Source organism: Bradyrhizobium sp. LMG 9283 (assembly GCF_045571415.1).
GTDB lineage: Bacteria > Pseudomonadota > Alphaproteobacteria > Rhizobiales > Xanthobacteraceae > Bradyrhizobium.
Window position 1 is genome coordinate 4,171,984 of the sequence record NZ_CP120691.1, and the last position, 17,549, is coordinate 4,189,532.

The 17,549-nt window shown below is 63.6% G+C and carries 14 protein-coding genes and 3 tRNA genes; 10 read left to right on the plus strand and 7 right to left on the minus strand.

The window, feature by feature from the left end:
- Positions 1 to 149: 149 nt before the first annotated feature.
- Together glnA and P6U29_RS19720 are read right to left on the minus strand one after the other, a co-directional pair.
- Positions 150 to 1,559 carry a type I glutamate--ammonia ligase gene (gene glnA, locus P6U29_RS19715; protein WP_407119071.1) on the minus strand — a complete coding sequence of 470 codons (1,410 nt, stop codon included), beginning with the start codon at positions 1,557 to 1,559 and terminating at the stop codon, positions 150 to 152.
- 153 nt (positions 1,560 to 1,712) lie between these two features.
- Complete coding sequence (locus tag P6U29_RS19720) at positions 1,713 to 2,051, minus strand: P-II family nitrogen regulator (protein ID WP_007603495.1); 339 nt, start codon at positions 2,049 to 2,051, stop codon at positions 1,713 to 1,715.
- A 381-nt stretch (positions 2,052 to 2,432) separates the two neighbouring features.
- Here P6U29_RS19720 and P6U29_RS19725 point away from each other — a divergent pair, with 381 nt between their 5' ends.
- Together P6U29_RS19725 and P6U29_RS19730 are read left to right on the plus strand one after the other, a co-directional pair.
- Positions 2,433 to 3,932, plus strand: coding sequence for an NAD(P)H-hydrate dehydratase (locus P6U29_RS19725; protein WP_407119072.1), 1,500 nt, complete (start codon positions 2,433 to 2,435; stop codon positions 3,930 to 3,932).
- Positions 3,932 to 4,369: a GNAT family N-acetyltransferase gene (locus P6U29_RS19730; protein ID WP_407119073.1), complete on the plus strand. Its 438-nt coding sequence runs from the start codon at positions 3,932 to 3,934 to the stop codon at positions 4,367 to 4,369. Before P6U29_RS19725 ends, P6U29_RS19730 begins: the two co-directional genes overlap by 1 nt.
- 6 nt (positions 4,370 to 4,375) lie before the next feature.
- Here P6U29_RS19730 and P6U29_RS19735 read toward each other — a convergent pair whose 3' ends face one another.
- Positions 4,376 to 5,677, minus strand: coding sequence for a multicopper oxidase family protein (locus P6U29_RS19735; protein ID WP_407119074.1), 1,302 nt, complete (start codon positions 5,675 to 5,677; stop codon positions 4,376 to 4,378).
- Between the two features lie 154 nt (positions 5,678 to 5,831).
- Between P6U29_RS19735 and P6U29_RS19740 the strand changes: the two genes are divergently transcribed.
- From P6U29_RS19740 to P6U29_RS19765, 6 genes are all read left to right on the plus strand, one after another.
- A tRNA-Leu gene (locus P6U29_RS19740) sits at positions 5,832 to 5,916 on the plus strand.
- 175 nt (positions 5,917 to 6,091) lie between these two features.
- The gene (tig, locus tag P6U29_RS19745) at positions 6,092 to 7,453 is read left to right on the plus strand and encodes a trigger factor (protein WP_407119075.1); all 1,362 of its coding nucleotides are present in this window, start codon (positions 6,092 to 6,094) and stop codon (positions 7,451 to 7,453) included.
- Positions 7,454 to 7,826: 373 nt separating this feature from the next.
- On the plus strand, positions 7,827 to 8,462 hold the full coding sequence (locus P6U29_RS19750; RefSeq protein WP_197959283.1) for an ATP-dependent Clp protease proteolytic subunit: 636 nt from the start codon (positions 7,827 to 7,829) through the stop codon (positions 8,460 to 8,462).
- Positions 8,463 to 8,879: 417 nt separating this feature from the next.
- On the plus strand, positions 8,880 to 10,151 hold the full coding sequence (gene clpX / locus P6U29_RS19755) for an ATP-dependent Clp protease ATP-binding subunit ClpX (protein WP_008547851.1): 1,272 nt from the start codon (positions 8,880 to 8,882) through the stop codon (positions 10,149 to 10,151).
- A 322-nt stretch (positions 10,152 to 10,473) separates the two neighbouring features.
- Complete coding sequence (gene lon / locus P6U29_RS19760) at positions 10,474 to 12,897, plus strand: endopeptidase La (protein ID WP_407119076.1); 2,424 nt, start codon at positions 10,474 to 10,476, stop codon at positions 12,895 to 12,897.
- 59 nt (positions 12,898 to 12,956) lie between these two features.
- Positions 12,957 to 13,361 carry a GFA family protein gene (locus P6U29_RS19765; protein ID WP_407119077.1) on the plus strand — a complete coding sequence of 135 codons (405 nt, stop codon included), beginning with the start codon at positions 12,957 to 12,959 and terminating at the stop codon, positions 13,359 to 13,361.
- Positions 13,362 to 13,450: 89 nt separating this feature from the next.
- On the opposite strand, the gene P6U29_RS19770 is transcribed toward P6U29_RS19765, so the two are convergent.
- Both P6U29_RS19770 and P6U29_RS19775 read right to left on the minus strand, forming a co-directional pair.
- Positions 13,451 to 13,527, minus strand: a tRNA-Val gene (locus tag P6U29_RS19770).
- Positions 13,528 to 13,784: 257 nt separating this feature from the next.
- Positions 13,785 to 14,147 carry a hypothetical protein gene (locus P6U29_RS19775; RefSeq protein ID WP_407119078.1) on the minus strand — a complete coding sequence of 121 codons (363 nt, stop codon included), beginning with the start codon at positions 14,145 to 14,147 and terminating at the stop codon, positions 13,785 to 13,787.
- A 151-nt stretch (positions 14,148 to 14,298) separates the two neighbouring features.
- Between P6U29_RS19775 and P6U29_RS19780 the strand changes: the two genes are divergently transcribed.
- Positions 14,299 to 14,363 (plus strand) — tRNA-Ala (locus tag P6U29_RS19780).
- 174 nt (positions 14,364 to 14,537) lie between these two features.
- Here P6U29_RS19780 and P6U29_RS19785 read toward each other — a convergent pair.
- Complete coding sequence (locus P6U29_RS19785) at positions 14,538 to 15,233, minus strand: hypothetical protein (protein WP_407119079.1); 696 nt, start codon at positions 15,231 to 15,233, stop codon at positions 14,538 to 14,540.
- A gap of 370 nt (positions 15,234 to 15,603) precedes the next feature.
- Between P6U29_RS19785 and P6U29_RS19790 the strand changes: the two genes are divergently transcribed.
- Positions 15,604 to 16,464 carry a class I SAM-dependent methyltransferase gene (locus P6U29_RS19790; protein WP_407119367.1) on the plus strand — a complete coding sequence of 287 codons (861 nt, stop codon included), beginning with the start codon at positions 15,604 to 15,606 and terminating at the stop codon, positions 16,462 to 16,464.
- A gap of 128 nt (positions 16,465 to 16,592) precedes the next feature.
- Here P6U29_RS19790 and P6U29_RS19795 read toward each other — a convergent pair whose 3' ends face one another.
- Positions 16,593 to 17,549, minus strand: a complete 957-nt coding sequence (locus P6U29_RS19795) for a cation diffusion facilitator family transporter (protein ID WP_407119080.1) — start codon at positions 17,547 to 17,549, stop codon at positions 16,593 to 16,595.

The window sequence follows — 17,549 nt, forward strand, 5'->3', positions numbered from 1 at the left end:
GTAGGATGGTTAGAGCGGAAGCGAAACCCATCGGCCTCGCACGTGTTTGGATGATGGGTTTCGCAACGGCTCTACCGATCCCGCGTATCCAAAACGAAAAGGCGCCCCTTTCGGGAGCGCCTTTTGCCTGTCTCGTCCTGTCGAACCGATCAGCCCGAATAGTACATGTCGAACTCGACCGGATGCGGGGTCATCTCGAAGCGCTCGACTTCGGTCATCTTCAGCTCGATATAGGCGTCGATGAAGTCGTCGTCGAACACGCCGCCGGCCTTCAGGAAGGCGCGGTCATTGTCGAGGTTTTCGAGCGCCTCACGAAGCGAGCCGCACACCGTCGGGATCTGCTTCAGCTCTTCCTTCGGCAGGTCGTAGAGATCCTTGTCCATCGCAGGGCCCGGATCGATCTTGTTCTTGATGCCGTCGAGGCCGGCCATCAGCATCGCGGCGAAGCCGAGATACGGGTTGGCGAGCGGATCGGGGAAGCGCACCTCGACACGCTTGGCCTTCGGCGAAGCGGTGTAGGGGATGCGGCAGGAGGCCGAGCGGTTGCGCGCCGAGTAGGCGAGCAGCACGGGAGCCTCATAGCCCGGGACCAGACGCTTGTAGGAGTTGGTCGAGGGGTTGGTGAAGGCGTTGATCGCCTTGGCGTGCTTGATGATGCCGCCGATATAGTGGAGGCAGGTCTCCGACAGGTCGGCGTATTTGTTGCCGGCGAACACCGGCTTGCCGTCCTTCCAGATCGACTGGTGCACGTGCATGCCCGAGCCGTTGTCGCCGTAGACCGGCTTCGGCATGAAGGTAGCGGTCTTGCCGTAGATGTGCGCGACCTGGTGGATGCAGTATTTGTAGATCTGGATGTGGTCGGCCATCAGCGTCAGCGTGTCGAACTTCATGCCGAGTTCGTGCTGGGCGGAAGCGACCTCGTGGTGATGCTTCTCGACCTTGACGCCCATCTTGGCCATGGCCCCGAGCATTTCGGAGCGCATGTCCTGCACGGAGTCCTGCGGCGGAACCGGGAAATAGCCGCCCTTGGTGCGGACGCGGTGGCCGAGATTGCCGCCTTCATATTCGGTGTCGGAGTTGGTCGGCAGCTCCGAGGAGTCGAGGCGGAAACCGGTGTTGTAGGGGGTCGAGGAGAAGCGCACGTCGTCGAACACGAAAAACTCGGCTTCGGGGCCGACGAACACGGTGTCGCCCACGCCCATCGACTTCACCATCGCCTCGGCCTTCTTGGCGATGCCGCGGGGGTCGCGGTTGTAAGGCTCGCCGGTGGTCGGCTCGAGCACGTCGCAGGTGATGACCATCGTGGTCTCGGCGAAGAACGGATCGATCGTCGCGGTCACCGGATCGGGCATCAGGCACATGTCGGACTCGTTGATCGCCTTCCAGCCGGCGATCGAGGAGCCGTCGAACATCGTCCCTTCGGCGAAGATGTCTTCATCGATCATGCTGACGTCGAACGTGACGTGCTGCCACTTGCCGCGCGGATCGGTGAAGCGCAGGTCGACGTACTTGACGTCGTTGTCCTTGATCGATTTCAGGACGTCTTTGGCGGTCTTCATGCATACCCCTTATGGCTCTGCGGGTCGGTTTCCAGGTGAGCAAGATTATTCTCGCCTTTGGCGAGTTCGCGCGCGACCGCACAAACGAAATCAGGCCGCCGAAGCAGCCTTATTTCTTGTCGGAGTGACGCAAAATGCGGGATAGCACCCGGCTCAGATAGCGTCCAGCCCGGATTCGCCGGTTCGGATGCGGATCGCCTCTTCGATGTTGGAGACGAAAATCTTGCCGTCGCCGATGCGGCCGGTCTGCGCGGCGCGGCGGATCGCATCGATGGCGCGCTCGACCAGATCGTCGCCGATCACGATCTCGATTTTGACCTTCGGCAGGAAGTCGACGATGTATTCTGCGCCGCGGTAAAGTTCGGCGTGACCCTTCTGCCGGCCAAAGCCCTTGGCCTCGGTGACGGTGATGCCCTGAAGGCCGACTTCCTGAAGCGCTTCCTTCACCTCGTCGAGCTTGAATGGCTTGATGATGGCTTCGATTTTCTTCACTGCGCGACTCCCGGCCTTTCGATCAAATAGCAACGTCTTCGTCAGGATGCGCATTTCTCAACGCACGATCTTGTCTTCTCTATGCCGGGGTCCCTGACCACTCCGGCAACAACGGCCGGTCACCCCCTGTAAGATGCCAGTGAGCACGACAAACCGAAGCGGCTTCCTCGAAAGCAGGGTCTATGCCAAGTTGCAAATGCCCTGATTATTGGAGCGTTATCAGCCTTTTAACGAGCATCTCTGGGTGGTGGCGCCGACCTGCACAAAATACCGAAGACTACAAAATAGGCAAATGGTTCAATATATGTGCAAATCGATGTCCCTGCCGTTGGATCGGCCCGGAAGATGCCTGTTGAAGAGGCGTTTGTACTAGGAAGTGGCATGGAAGTTCTGACTAACGCCGAGATGCAGCGGGCCGACCAGCTCGCCATTGCGGCCGGCACGCCCGGTTTCAAGCTGATGCTGAGCGCGGGCCAGGCGGTCGCCGAGGCCGCCCATGCGCTGGTGGAGGAGGGGCCGATCCTGATCGTCGCCGGTCCCGGCAACAATGGCGGCGACGGTTTCGTCGCAGCCGCCGAGCTCGCAGCTCAGGGGCGCGAGGTCTCGGTGATCCTGATGTGCGAGCGCGACCAGCTCCAGGGCGATGCGGCCTCCGCCGCGCGCGGCTGGAAGCACCCGGTACTCCCGTTCAATCCGCAGGCGATCGGAAGGCCCGCGCTGATCATCGATGCACTGTTCGGCGCTGGCCTCAGCCGCAGCGTGGACGGCGAGGCGCGTGAAATGATCGAGGCGATCAACGCCAACGGCGCCCCGGTGCTCGCGGTCGACCTGCCGAGCGGCATCAACGGCACCAGCGCGGCCGTGATGGGCGTGGCGGTGAACGCCACCGAGACCGTCACCTTCTTCCGCAAGAAGCCGGCGCATCTGCTGCTGCCCGGCCGCATGCATTGCGGCCGCGTGCGGCTCGCCGATATCGGCATCGACGCGCAGGTGCTGGAGGAGATTGCGCCGCAGACCTTCGAGAACGATCCGGACCTCTGGGGCACCGCCTTTCCGGTGCCGCGTATCGACGGCCATAAATACGCGCGCGGCCATGTGCTGGCGGTCTCCGGCGATGCCGCCGCGACGGGTGCGGCAAGGCTCGCCGCGCGCGGCGCCCTGCGCGCTGGCGCGGGCCTTGTGACTCTGGCGACCCCACGCGATGCGCTCGCGATCAATGCCAGCGCGCTGACGGCGGTGATGGTCCGCCCCGTCGACACCGCGGTCGAGTTCGGCGAGCTGCTCGATGACAAGCGCTACAACACCTGCATGATCGGCCCCGGCGCCGGCGTCGGCGAACGCACCTGCGACATGGTCCACACTGGGTTGTCGGCGCAGCGGCATCTCGTGCTCGACGCCGATGCACTGACGAGCTTTGCGGCGAAACCCGAGCGCCTGTTCGAGTCGATCAAGTCGTCAGGGGACAGTGCAGTGGTGCTGACCCCGCACGAAGGCGAGTTTCCGCGCCTGTTCTCCGATCTCAGCAACAAGCATCCCGGCCGGTCCAAGCTCGAGCGCGTCCGCACCGCCGCCGAGCGCTCCGGCGCGGTCGTGCTCCTGAAGGGCCCGGACACCACCGTCGCCGCCCCCGATGGCCGCGCCGCCATCGCCGCCAACGCGCCGCCCTGGCTCGCCACGGCAGGTGCCGGCGACGTGCTGTCCGGCATCATCGCCGGGCTCCTGGCACAGGGCGTGCCGGCGTTCGAGGCTGCCAGTATCGGCGTCTGGATGCACGGCGAGGCGGCAAGCGAAGCCGGGCCGGGCCTGATCGCGGAGGATCTCACCGAGACGCTGCCGGCCGTGCACCGGCGGATCTATGACGCGCTCGGGGTGGAGTACTAATGCTTAGACAGCTCGGGCTCGCCGACATGGAGGAGGCCGCGCAGGTCCATCGGATCGCCTTCGACCAGGCGATGCCGTGGCTTGCTGGGCTGCACACGCCGGATGAGGACCGCTGGTTCTATCGCGAGCGTGTCTTTCCGACGTGTCGCGTGTGGGGATGCTTTGAGGAAGACGTGCTCGGCGGGATCATTGCGTTCCGCGACGGCTGGGTCAATCAGCTCTACGTGCATCCCGCCGCCCAGCGCCGCGGCGCCGGCACCGAGCTCTTGAAAATTGCCAAGCAGGCCTTCGACCGGTTGGAGCTTTGGACCTTCCAGCGCAATACGCGGGCGCGCCGCTTCTATGAAGCGCGCGGTTTCGCACTGGTCGAACAGACCGACGGGACGCGGAACGAGGAGAGGGAGCCCGACGCTCGCTACCTTTGGAGGCGGCAGTAGGCAGCCTCACTCCACCCCGTACCAGCGCACCAAGCGCGGCGCGGCCCAGTCGGTTACGACGGATTCGAGCAGCCAGCGTCCGGGTGAGGTCGCCGCGAATGCGATGCGCTGGGTCTGGCCGGGCTCGATCGCGAGCGTGTCGAGCCAGTAGGGTTTCCAGCCGTCGTCGAGTCTGTCGAGCAGGCGGAACGGATGGCCGTGCAGGTGGAACACGGTGGTCGTGGGGGCAGGGTTCTTGAGGGCCAGCACGACTGTGCGGCCGGTCTTGGCGCGGAAGGCTGGGGCAGAGGCGGTGGAGAAGTTCGCGGGCCGTATCCAACCGGCGTCTGGCACGCCGAGCGCGACATCGAACCGCAGGGCGCCTCTCAGATCGAGCTTTTCGGGAAGGTCGTTCGAAGGGAGCGGTTGCGGCGGTAACAGCGGTGCGCGTTCCAGCCTTCCAGAGATGGCGAGGCTTCCGACCCGGCGCACCTCCTTGCCGTCATGGAGCAGGAATGGGGCCGAAATGGCCGTATCCACGAACGCGTCAGCTCGCGCGCCGGGAGCCAGCACCACCGCGCCGTTGCGCGCGGGAAATGGCTCGGCCGGCTGTCCGTCCAGGGCCATGACCCGAACCTCGTGGCTCTCCAATTTGATTGCCAGAACAGTACGTTGGGAGCCGTTGATGAAGCGCAGTCGCATGCGCTCGCCGGCCGGAGCTGAGAGATCGAATGAAGTTCGGCCATTGACCGTGTAGAGCGGTGTCGTGTCCTTTGGGTCCTGGCCCGGCGGGACCGCGGTGCCATCCGGCCGCAGGCGCCATTCCTCGATCAACAGGACCTCGTCGCGGTCGACGGTGAGGCGGCTGGTCTCTTCTGCGATGATCGGGAGTGGGCGCGCGGGCTGCTTCAGGCCGCCCTCGAAGAGACGGAAGTCAGCCAGCAGGGTTCCCGCCCTTGGTATTGAAATGATTGATATTTCGGCCGTGTTTGGCGCGGCGGGCGCGCGCGCCCGCAGAGGGTCGGTCGCGGTCGCGCCATTGAGGCCGTACCAGACTGGCGCAAGTGGTACAGGCAGGTCGTTCCGAAACACCACCTCGCAGCGGTCGCCGCGCTTGAGACGAACGTCCCTGAGATGACTTACGGCGGCCAGCTCCCAGATCGGTGTAGCCGGCTGATCGGGTTTCAGAGCCAACGTTGCCGGCCTCGCCTGAAGCGCGAGCTGGGCCGTCACGGATGGGCCCGCGCCGCCGGCGATCAGCCCGGCTGCCGAGGCTCCGAGGCCTGCCAAAACCTGGCGCCGATGTAGGGCAAAAATCCGCGTTGTCATGGCGTGATCCCGACCATGCCGTGCTGGATATGTCCAGCCATCGTGCCTATTTGAAGCTTGCCTCCATCAGGCCATTTTTTTGCTGCGAACAGTCAGGCACATGCTATAAGCCCGGCCGCCCGCAGCATCGCGGCCGGTCTTGATGCAAATTCACGCGGGCGTGGCGGAACTGGTAGACGCGCTGGATTTAGGTTCCAGTGACGAAAGTTGTGGGGGTTCGAGTCCCTCCGCCCGCACCAAGCGCTTATCGCGTTTGCACGGATTACGAGACCTGCTTCCGCGCGGATGATCGTCCGCCTTGAAGCCGGTCCGATGAACCACCGGCGTGGAGGCGTTTGCCTCGCGCCGGATCGATTAATGACAGCGTCCCGACGCGCGACGTGCCGGGGCCGAACGAAAAGAAGATTGGACGCCATGCAGGTCACAGAGACCCTCTCGGAAGGTTTGAAGCACGAGTTCAAGATCAGCGTTCCCGCGTCTGATCTCGATGCCAAAGCCGATGCCAAGCTCGTCGATCTCAAGGACAAGGTCCGCATCAACGGCTTTCGTCCGGGCAAGGTGCCGGTCTCGCACCTGAAGAAGGTCTACGGCCGTTCGGTGATGGCCGAGACGATCGACCAGACCATCCGCGACACCAACACGCAGCTGTTCTCCGAGCGCGGCTTCCGTCTCGCGACCGAGCCGAAGATCACCATGCCGACGGAGCAGAAGGACGTCGAGGAGCTGCTGAGCGGCAAGACCGATCTGACCTACACGGTTGCGATCGAGGTGGTGCCGGCGATCGCGCTCGCCGACTTCAAGACCTTCCAGGTCGAGAAGCCCGTTGCCGACGTCTCCGACGCCGACGTCGATGAGGCGATCAAGCGCATTGCCGATTCCAACCGCACCTATGCCGACAAGGGTGAGCGCACCAAGGCCGCCTCGGGCGATCGCGTCACCATCAACTTCAAGGGTAGCATCAACGGCGAAGTGTTCGAGGGCGGCACCGGCGAGGGCATCCAGGTCGTGATCGGCTCCAACACCTTCATTCCGGGCTTCGAGGAACAGCTCATCGGCATCGGCGCCAATGAGACCCGCACGCTGAAGGTGTCATTCCCCAAGAACTACATGAACGACAAGCTGGCCGGCCAGCCCGCCGAGTTCGAGACCACCGCGACCCTGATCGAGGTGCCGCAGGACCTTGCGATCGACGACGAGTTCGCCAAGTCGCTCGGCCTAGAATCGCTGGACAAGCTCAAGGAAGCCGCGCGCGAGCGCCTGGTTGCCGAGTTTGCGACCGCCACGCGCCAGCGCGTCAAGCGCGCGCTGCTCGATCGCCTCGACGAGGCGCATCGCTTCGAGGCGCCGCCCTCGCTGGTCGACGAGGAGTTCAATCTGATGTGGAACTCGGTCAAGGCCGAGATGGATTCCGCCGGCAAGACCTTCGCCGACGAGGACACCACTGAGGACAAGGCGAAGGAAGAGTACCGCAAGATCGCCGATCGCCGTGTGCGGCTTGGCCTGGTGCTCTCCGAGATCGGCGAGAAGAACAAGATCACCGTGACCGATGACGAAGTCGGCCGCGCCGTGATCGAGCGCGCGCGCTCGATGCCCGGCCGCGAGAAGGAGGTCTGGGACTATTACCGCAACAACGCTCAGGCGCTGGCCCAGCTTCGTGCGCCGATCTACGAGGACAAGGTCGTCGACTTCATCCTCGAACTCGCCAACGTGACCGAGAAGAAGGTCTCGCGTGAGGACCTCTACAAGGACGACGATGCGGAAAAGACCGCAGCCTGAAGGCTCTAGAGCGTTTTCGAGCGAAGTGGACACCGGTTCGCGCAAAGAAAACGCGTCAAAAATTAGAGTCCCTTTCCGATTCCATCGGAACGGGGCTCTAGGACAGTGCTCTGTTAAGGATGATCAGGAAAGAGGCTTAGCTAGCCAGATGGCCGGCTGGGCCTCTTTGTACGAATCAGCTTCAACTGCCCCCGCGGATTAAGCCTTAATGCGCTCCGCACTTGTCAGGCGCGAATTGGGCTATATCTGTCGCTACGCGTTCTACCTCTACCAAGTTCCTGCATCACGGGACGCCCATCCGCCCTTCCGGCGCATCCAGCCAAACTGGCAGCCAGGCCCGGCGATGTCCGTCTCCGAAAACCCTAGGTGACTCATGCGCGATCCGGTTGAAACTTACATGAACCTCGTGCCCATGGTGGTCGAGCAGACCAACCGTGGCGAGCGCGCCTACGACATTTTCTCGCGCCTCCTGAAGGAGCGCATCATCTTCGTGACCGGCCCGGTCGAGGACGGCATGTCGACGCTGATCGTCGCGCAACTCCTGTTCCTCGAGGCGGAAAATCCGAAGAAGGAAATCTCGATGTACATCAACTCGCCGGGCGGCGTGGTGACATCGGGCCTGGCGATCTACGACACCATGCAGTTCATCCGCCCGCCGGTCTCGACGCTGTGCACGGGGCAGGCGGCCTCGATGGGCTCGCTGCTGCTCGCCGCCGGCGAGAAGGACATGCGCTTCTCGCTGCCGAACGCGCGCATCATGGTGCACCAGCCCTCCGGCGGCTTCCAGGGCCAGGCCACCGACATCATGCTGCACGCTCAGGAAATCCTGAACCTGAAGAAGCGGCTCAACGAGATCTACGTGAAGCACACGGGCCAGACCTACAAGTCGATCGAGGATGCGCTGGAGCGCGACAAGTTCCTGACCGCGAACGACGCCAAGGAGTTCGGACTGGTCGACAAGGTCATCGACAAGCGCGCCGAGGAGCCGGCGCCGGCGAAAGTCCCGTAGCACTACTGGGGCGTCACGGCGATCCTTCGGCTCGGCGCGGGTGCGCGCGTCGCAAAACGCGGTTTTGCGCGCTGCGACAAGCAGGAAGTTCCGCTTTCGTGCTTGTTTTTCGTGGCAATCCCGCAACGCCGGGGTGATTTCGATCACTTTGGCCCGTGCCAAGTCTGGAAATCACGGTATTGTCACGGGTAGCTGGCGACCCCCGATTAGCGAATTCTTGATAGTCGGGTGACAGCATGGTTGGCTACGCTTGATCGGCTATGATCGCGGGAGAATCGAGCGACCGTGATTCGCACGGGTAGTAAAGCGTAGGGTCTTTTTTGGTACGGAATTTGCTCTACTTAAGCTTCATGCCGGCCATCGTGTCGGAATGGAGCGATCGAGCGGAACGGGATCGAACCGCGGACGGAGACATGAATGAGTAAGGTCGGCACGAGCGACTCCAAGAACACGCTATATTGCTCGTTCTGCGGCAAGAGCCAGCACGAAGTCCGCAAACTGATCGCGGGTCCCACGGTCTTCATCTGCGACGAGTGCGTCGAGCTCTGCATGGACATCATCCGCGAGGAGAACAAGTCCTCGCTGGTCAAGTCGCGCGACGGCATTCCGACGCCGAAGGAAATCTGCAAGGTGCTGGACGATTACGTGATCGGCCAGAGCCATGCGAAGAAGGTCCTGTCGGTCGCGGTGCACAACCACTACAAGCGCCTCAACCACCAGACCAAGCACAACGACGTCGAGCTCGCGAAGTCGAACATTCTGCTGATCGGTCCGACCGGCTCGGGCAAGACGCTGCTCGCGCAGACGCTCGCCCGCATCCTGGACGTGCCGTTCACCATGGCGGATGCGACGACGCTGACCGAAGCCGGCTATGTCGGCGAGGACGTCGAGAACATCATCCTGAAGCTGCTCCAGGCCGCCGACTACAATGTCGAGCGCGCCCAGCGCGGCATCGTCTACATCGACGAAATCGACAAGATCAGCCGCAAGTCCGACAACCCCTCGATCACACGTGATGTGTCGGGGGAGGGCGTGCAGCAGGCGCTGTTGAAGATCATGGAAGGCACGGTGGCTTCGGTCCCGCCGCAGGGCGGCCGCAAGCATCCGCAGCAGGAGTTCCTGCAGGTGGATACCACCAACATCCTGTTCATCTGCGGCGGCGCTTTCGCCGGTCTCGAGAAGATCATCTCGGCACGCGGACGGTCGACCTCGATCGGCTTCGGCGCCCAGGTGCTTGCGCCGGAGGACCGCCGTACCGGCGAGATCTTCCGTCACGTCGAGCCTGAGGACCTCCTGAAGTACGGCCTCATCCCCGAGTTCGTCGGCCGTCTGCCGGTCGTGGCGACGCTCGAGGATCTCGACGAGACCTCGCTGAAGAAGATTCTCACGGAGCCGAAGAACGCGCTGGTGAAACAGTACCAGCGGCTGTTCGAGATGGAGAACATCGAGCTGACCTTCGCCGACGAGGCGCTTGGCGCAGTCGCCCGCAAGGCGATCGAGCGCAAGACCGGCGCGCGGGGCCTGCGTTCGATCCTCGAGGCGATCCTGCTCGAGACCATGTTCGACCTGCCGGGCCTGGAAGGTGTGGAAGAAGTCGTGATTTCCCGCGAAGTGGTGGAAGGAACGGCGCGTCCGCTCTACATCTACGCCGATCGATCCGATCGCGCCGTCGAGAACGCCAGCGCCTGATCGGGCGGCGCTGGAACGCTCCAATTGTCTCCTCAAGGTGGGCTGCGGAACTGGTATTTCCGCAGCCGGTGGTGCGTCGCTTATTGCGTGCGTAAGCGCCTGATGGCGCGTGTTTTTCAATGACTTGACACCCCCCGGGTCAATAGCCACCTAATGTCGGCGGCGAGCGAAAATTCTCTTCAAGATTCGCCTCAGTTCCGATCCGACGAGCCGGTCCAACTCCTAGAGCACCGACCGGTCTTGCGGATCACCTCGGCACCTTGTGGCGGTTGCGCATGATCAGCGGGCTGCGTGCAAGGGGGCAAAGCAAAAGGAAAAGGCCATGACTAATCCCAAACCCCGGCCAACCATCGTCCACGGCGAAGCGCACGCTTATCCCGTGCTGCCGCTGCGCGATATCGTCGTCTTCCCGCACATGATCGTTCCGCTTTTCGTCGGCCGCGAGAAGTCGATCCGCGCGCTCGAAGAGGTGATGAAGAACGATGCGCTGATCATGCTCGCGACGCAGAAGAACGCGTCCGACGATGATCCCGCGCCCGATGCCATTTACGAGACCGGGACGCTTGCCAGCGTGCTCCAGCTCTTGAAGCTTCCCGACGGCACCGTGAAGGTGCTGGTCGAGGGGCTCGAGCGTGCGCGCGTGTCGAAATACACCGACCGCGCCGACTATTACGAGGCGACTGCCGTTGCGCTCGCCGATACCGATGCGAAGTCGGTCGAGGCGGAGGCGCTGGCGCGCTCGGTCGTGTCCGACTTCGAGAGCTATGTGAAGCTCAACAAGAAGATCTCGGCCGAGGTCGTCGGCGTCGTGCAGGCGATCACTGATTTTGCCAAGCTCGCCGACACCGTTGCCTCGCATCTCGCGGTCAAGATCGCGGATCGGCAGGGCATCCTGGAGACGCTATCCGTCACGACGCGCCTGGAGAAGGTGCTGGGCCTGATGGAGAGCGAGATCTCGGTGCTGCAGGTCGAGAAGCGGATTCGTTCTCGTGTCAAACGACAAATGGAGAAGACCCAGCGCGAGTATTATCTCAACGAGCAGATGAAGGCGATCCAGAAGGAACTCGGCGACGACGATGGTCGCGACGAGCTCGCCGATCTCGAAGAGAAGATCTCCAAGACCAAGCTCTCCAAGGAAGCGCGCGAGAAGGCGCAGCATGAGTTGAAGAAGCTGCGCCAGATGTCGCCGATGTCCGCGGAAGCGACCGTCGTGCGCAACTATCTGGATTGGCTCTTGTCGATCCCGTGGAACAAGAAGTCCAAGGTGAAGAAGGATCTGGAGCAGGCGCAAGCCATCCTGGACTCCGACCATTATGGGCTCGAGAAGGTCAAGGAACGCATCGTCGAGTATCTCGCGGTGCAGTCGCGCGCCAACAAGCTGACCGGGCCGATCCTGTGCCTCGTCGGGCCTCCCGGCGTCGGCAAGACCTCGCTCGGCAAGTCGATCGCGAAGGCGACGGGGCGCGAATTCGTGCGCGTCTCGCTCGGCGGCGTGCGCGACGAGGCCGAGATCCGCGGTCACCGCCGCACCTATATCGGCTCGATGCCCGGCAAGATCATCCAGTCGATGCGCAAGGCGAAGTCGTCCAATCCGCTGTTCCTCCTGGACGAGATCGACAAGATGGGCGCCGATTTCCGCGGCGATCCGTCCTCGGCGCTGCTTGAGGTGCTCGACCCCGAGCAGAACGGGACCTTCAACGACCACTATCTCGAGGTGGACTACGATCTGTCCAACGTGATGTTCATCACGACCGCGAATACGCTGAATATTCCCGGACCGCTGATGGACCGCATGGAGATCATCCGGATCGCGGGCTACACCGAGAACGAGAAGGTCGAGATCTCGCGCAAGCATCTGATTCCGAACGCGGTGTCCAAGCACGGCCTGGACTCCAAGGAGTTCTCGATCGACGACGACGCGCTGCTGCTTTTGATCCGCCGCTACACCCGCGAAGCGGGCGTGCGTAACCTGGAGCGTGAGCTCTCGACACTCGCCCGCAAGGCGGTGAAGGAGCTGATGATCTCCAAGAAGAAGTCGGTCAAGGTCACCGAGAAGACTCTGGAAGAGCTGCTCGGCGTGCCGAAGTACCGCTTCGGCGAGATCGAGAGCGAGCCGCAGGTCGGCATTGTCACCGGCCTTGCCTGGACCGATGTCGGCGGCGAGCTGCTGACCATCGAAGGCGTCATGATGCCCGGCAAGGGCAAGATGACCGTCACGGGCAATCTGCGCGACGTCATGAAGGAGTCGATCTCGGCGGCGGCGTCCTATGTCCGCTCGCGGGCGATCAACTACGGCGTCGAGCCGCCGCTGTTCGACCGGCGCGACATCCACGTGCACGTGCCGGAAGGCGCAACGCCGAAGGATGGTCCGTCCGCGGGCGTGGCGATGGCCACGGCGATCATCTCGGTCATGACCGGCATCCCGGTCCGCCATGATGTTGCGATGACCGGCGAGATCACGCTGCGCGGCCGCGTGCTGCCGATCGGCGGCCTCAAGGAGAAGCTGCTGGCTGCGGCCCGTGGCGGCATCAAGACGGTGCTGATCCCCGAGGACAACGCCAAGGATCTCACGGAGATCTCCGATGCGATCAAGGGCGGCATGGAGATCATCCCGGTCTCGCGCCTCGACGACGTCGTCGCCAAGGCTCTGGTGAAGAAGCCGGTGCCGATCGTCTGGGAAGAGGACACCAAAGTGACGGTGAAGCCGGACGGCGACGAAGCCGCCGGCGGCCTGACCGCTCACTAAGGCTCATTGAAAGATGATAAAACGGCGCCTCCGGGCGCCGTTTTTGTTTGAGGATGGTCATGCACATCGACGGGCAATGCCATTGCGGGGCAATCACCTATGAGGCCGAGATCGACCCCGAGGTAGTCTCGGTCTGTCACTGCACGGACTGCCAGACGTTGACCGGCTCGCCATTCCGCGTGACGGCGATCTGCGCCAAGGCCGATGTCCGCCTGACGGCCGGCACGCCAAAAGTCTACGGCAAGCGTGGCGACAACGGCCGGATGCGCTTCCAGCACTTCTGCGCCGACTGCGGTTCCCCGCTGTTCACCAGCGGCGAGGGCGATCAGGCCGACGATTGGGGCATCCGCTGGGGCAGCATTCGCCAGCGCAACGTTCTGCGCCCCAGCCGGCAGATCTGGTGCCAGTCGGCGGCGGTGTGGATCGATATGGTGCCGGGGCTGCCGGGAAGGCCGCAGGATTGACGTTGGCTTGCGACAAGCCTTCGCCAGCTTCGCGCCAATGAGCGCCTCGGCTGGCTTGCCAAGCCGTAGCCTGCGAAGCAGGCGAAGGCTGGTGGGCGGTCACGGATTCGAACCGCGGACCCTCTCGGTGTAAACGAGATGCTCTAACCAGCTGAGCTAACCGCCCAAGTGCACCTCAAGTGCGCCTCCAAGTGCGCCTCTTTAGCGCCCCGGCGGGTGTCGAAGCAAGAGCCGAGCGCGCCGCGAACTGGCTCCAAATTGCGGCCTGCCCAGGGTTTCATGTTGGACACGAGCAGCCCTGCAGCTGGGCCGCTGCAGGGCAATCCTCTTTCGTCGCGCGGATCTCGTCATCCGGCCGGGCAGGCCGAGCAGGCGGCGTTCGTGTTCGCGGCCGCCTTGCGGCGTCTCAACTGCCGTCCGATGTCAGGCCGTCTTGGTGAACATCGTCAGGACCCCGTCGGCGATGTTGATTGCAACGACTTGGGACGAACTCAAGCCCTTGGCCTTGAGCACGGAGGCTGCCTGCGGTGTGGCGTCGATGGACTTCCGAAGCGACTGGATGTCTTGCTCGCTCGTTTGGGCCACGAGCTCATCGACTTTCGCGCGCACCGCCGGCTGTAATTCCTTGACGTCCACAACCTGTATGCTCCGGATCACCGTGCTGGATTGAGAGGAGGGCTGTTCCGCGCCGGGTTGCGACGATGCGCCCTGTGCCTGCACCAGAGCAGGTGTTCCCAGGGAGAGAGCTGCAACGATGACGGATGCCGTGAAGCTGCGCATGGTCATGCCTTTCCAGTTTGAGGAACGGCGAACCTATCGAGGAAATCTGGTTGGCATCTGATTCCGATGTGGCCGTTCGGTGAAACCAATGCGGCCGCAATGCGCATGGGATGAGACACGCTGCGCCAGGCCGGGCGATGTCCACGGCAAGAAGTTGAGCTCAGCTGGTCAGAGCATCTCGTTTGCGCCGAGAGAGCCCACGGTTCGAGCCGTGACCGCCCACGCCTTCGATCGCTTCGCGAGCTACGGCGACGATTCATCAAGCAGAGCGGGCGAAGGCTGCCAATCCGAAGCCCGGCAAGCGAACGCGGGCTTTCGCCGCAAGCTTCACTGGCAAGCCAGCTTTTCACTCCCACGCCCCGCCGGCGCTCAGTCCTAGAGCCCAGCGTTATGCAGTCACGTCATCGGCCGCGCCGTTTCCTTCAGCGCCTGGGCTGTCGTCGCCATGCCGGCGGCATAGGCGGCTCCTGCGCCAAGAAGAAGCGAACAGAAGCTTGCGAACATCACGTAAGAGAAGTGTTTGCGGGCCTCGTCGAGTTGGGCCGGCGTCGGCCGTGCCGTCGTACCGACCGTGTCCCGTCCCGTATTGTTCGTCCAATAGGCGACGCGGGCGCTCGCTGTATATGTTGGGCCGACCAGGTTGCTGGCGATGCTGGTCGCGGACATCGGCATCATCGCTGCCGCAGCCACAACGACCACGGTCGCGACCGCCCAGGCGGCAAGTGCGTGGCCGACGCGGCCGAGCCCGGATTGATCTGGCGAGTTGGCTGCCGCAACGGCACCGCCAACAAAGGCGGCAATGATTCCCGACACCGCCCACCACACGAACGCCGCCCAGGTGGCGCCAGCGGGTGCCGTTGAGGCGGTAGGAATGTCGATTGCGAGCAGACCGATGCCGAGACCGAGCATGGTCAGCAGGATCTGGACGACCAACGATGCGAACATCCCGGCCAGGACGGCCGACCATGTCCAACCAAAGAAGGGGTTAGGTATCGTGCGTGTCACCATGGCGAATTCCTCCACGAAGTTCGTTTCTTGTTCCAACGCGCGCTCGAATCTTCGGTTCCTGGGGAGCAGGAACTGAAGAGGCATTCGCGGCTTGGTTCGGAGAAGGTAGAAGAAGGCCGGATACCATGACACTTGGTAGAGGCGCCCTGTTGTGGCTGCTAGGTATTCCTCTCCCCATCATCCTGCTGCTTGCGCTGTTCTGGCGCTAGCTTGCGGATCGGAGAGGGCGGAGAAGGCGCGGCGCCCGATGGCGCGCCAGCGCACAATTCGGTTTTGGCAAAGAGGGCGAGCGCCGGCGGTGCAGATCCGCCTCAGCCCTGCAATCCGTCACACTTGATGGCCAAAGGGCTGCCATGGGATCCCCAGACATGATATCGCCCGCTATGGTGCTGCAGCGTTTGATTGGATGGCGGTTGGCGGCAGCATCGCGCGAATGGCAACGACCGGGGACACCATGCAACAGCCGAGCGGACACGAGCAAAACGCCGACCAGATTGCCTATTGGAACGGCCCGAGCGGGCAGCGCTGGGCCGATCGCCACGCGGTGCAGGAGAAGCTGCTCGGGCCGATTGCCGATGTGCTGATCGACCGCGCCAAGCCGAGGCCGGGTGAGCGTGTCATCGACGTCGGCTGCGGCTCCGGTGCGACGACTGTGGCGTTTGCGAAGGCGGTGTCCCCGAACGGTTTCGCGCTCGGCCTCGATGTGTCCGAGCCGATGCTGTCGCAGGCGCGCGCGCTGGCGCCAAAGGGCCTGCCGCTCGAATTCGTGCTGGGCGATGCGACGGTGCATCCGTTCGAGCCGGCGAGCTTCGATCTGCTCGCCTCGCGCTTCGGAGTGATGTTCTTTGCCGACCCCATTGCGTCCTTCATCAATTTGCACCGCGCGCTGAAGCCGACAGGGCGGCTTGCTTTCGTCTGCTGGCGCGAGCCGAAGGAAAATCCCTGGATGATGGCGCCGCTGATGGCGGTCTACAAGCACGTGCCGAAGATGCCGCCGGTCGGGCCGGAGGAGCCGGGCCCGTTCGCCTTTGCGTCAGAGGAGCGGGTGACTCGTATCCTGAAAGGTGCAGGCTTCGTGGATGTGGCAATGGAGCCGCATGATCTCGCGATGGACATTGCGATCGGCGGCGGCCTCGATGCCGCCGTCGACGGCTCGCTGCAGATCGGCCCGGCCAGCCGCGCGCTACAGGGCCATCCGCCGGAAACCTATGAAGCCGCCACAGCCTCGATCCGCGAGGTGCTCGCGCCGTTCCTGAAGGGGCAGAGCGTCGAGTTGCAAGGCGCGATCTGGATGGTAACGGCGAAGGTGGCGTAGGCGCCACTCTCACCACGCCGTCATTGCGAGGAGCCCTTGCGACGAAGCAATCCAGACAGTCTCCGCGGAGGCAGTCTGGAGTGCTTCGCTGCGCTCGCAATGACGACGTGGATGGGTCTGTGGCTCCATCACACCACATCATCCGGCGCCAGCGCGCAGCCGTTGTCGGGATGCGTCTCGACCTGGAGCGTGGTGTGGCCGATGCGGAAGGATGTCTTGAGGAGCTGCGCCGTCTGCATCAAGAATGCGTCGTCGGTGCCGGTGGGCATGACGAGGTGACAGGTCAACGCCGTCTCGGTGGTCGAGATCGGCCAGACGTGGAGATCGTGGATCCCCGACACGCCGGGCCGCGCCAACAGGAAGGCCCTGATCGCGGCGAGGTCGGTGCCCTTGGGGGCGGCGGCCATCGACATGTCGATGGAGCCGCGCAACAGGCTCGTCGTGCTCCAGAGGATGGTGGCGCAGATGACGAGACTGGTGACGGGATCGAGCCAGAGCCAGCCGGTCCAGATGATCAGCGCCGCCGAGACCACGACGCCGAGCGAGACCGCAGCGTCGGACGCCATGTGCAGATAAGCGCCTTCGATGTTGATGTCGTCCTTGCGCCCGCGCGCGAACAGCATGGCGGTAAAACCGTTGATGAGGATGCCGATGCCGGCGACCACCATCACGGTGACGCCGGCAATCGGCTCCGGCTGGTGCAGGCGCAGGATCGCTTCCCAGCCGATCGCGCCGGTTGCGACCAGCAGGAACACCGCGTTGGCAAGTGCCGCGAGGATGGTGGAGGCGCGCAGGCCATAAGTGAAGCGGCCGCTCGGCGCGCGGCGCGCTGCAATCGAGGCGCCCCAGGCCACCACCAGGCCGAGCACGTCGGAAAGGTTATGGCCGGCGTCGGCCAGCAGGGCGGTGGAGTTGCCGAGATAGCCGTAGATCGCCTCGGCCACGACCAGTGCTGTGTTGAGCGAGATGCCGATCGCGAACGCCTTGCCGAAATTGGCGGGGGCATGGACATGGCTGTGACCATGACCATGGCCATGGCCGGCATGGTCATGGTGGTGATGCCCGTGATGATCGTGGCCAGCCAC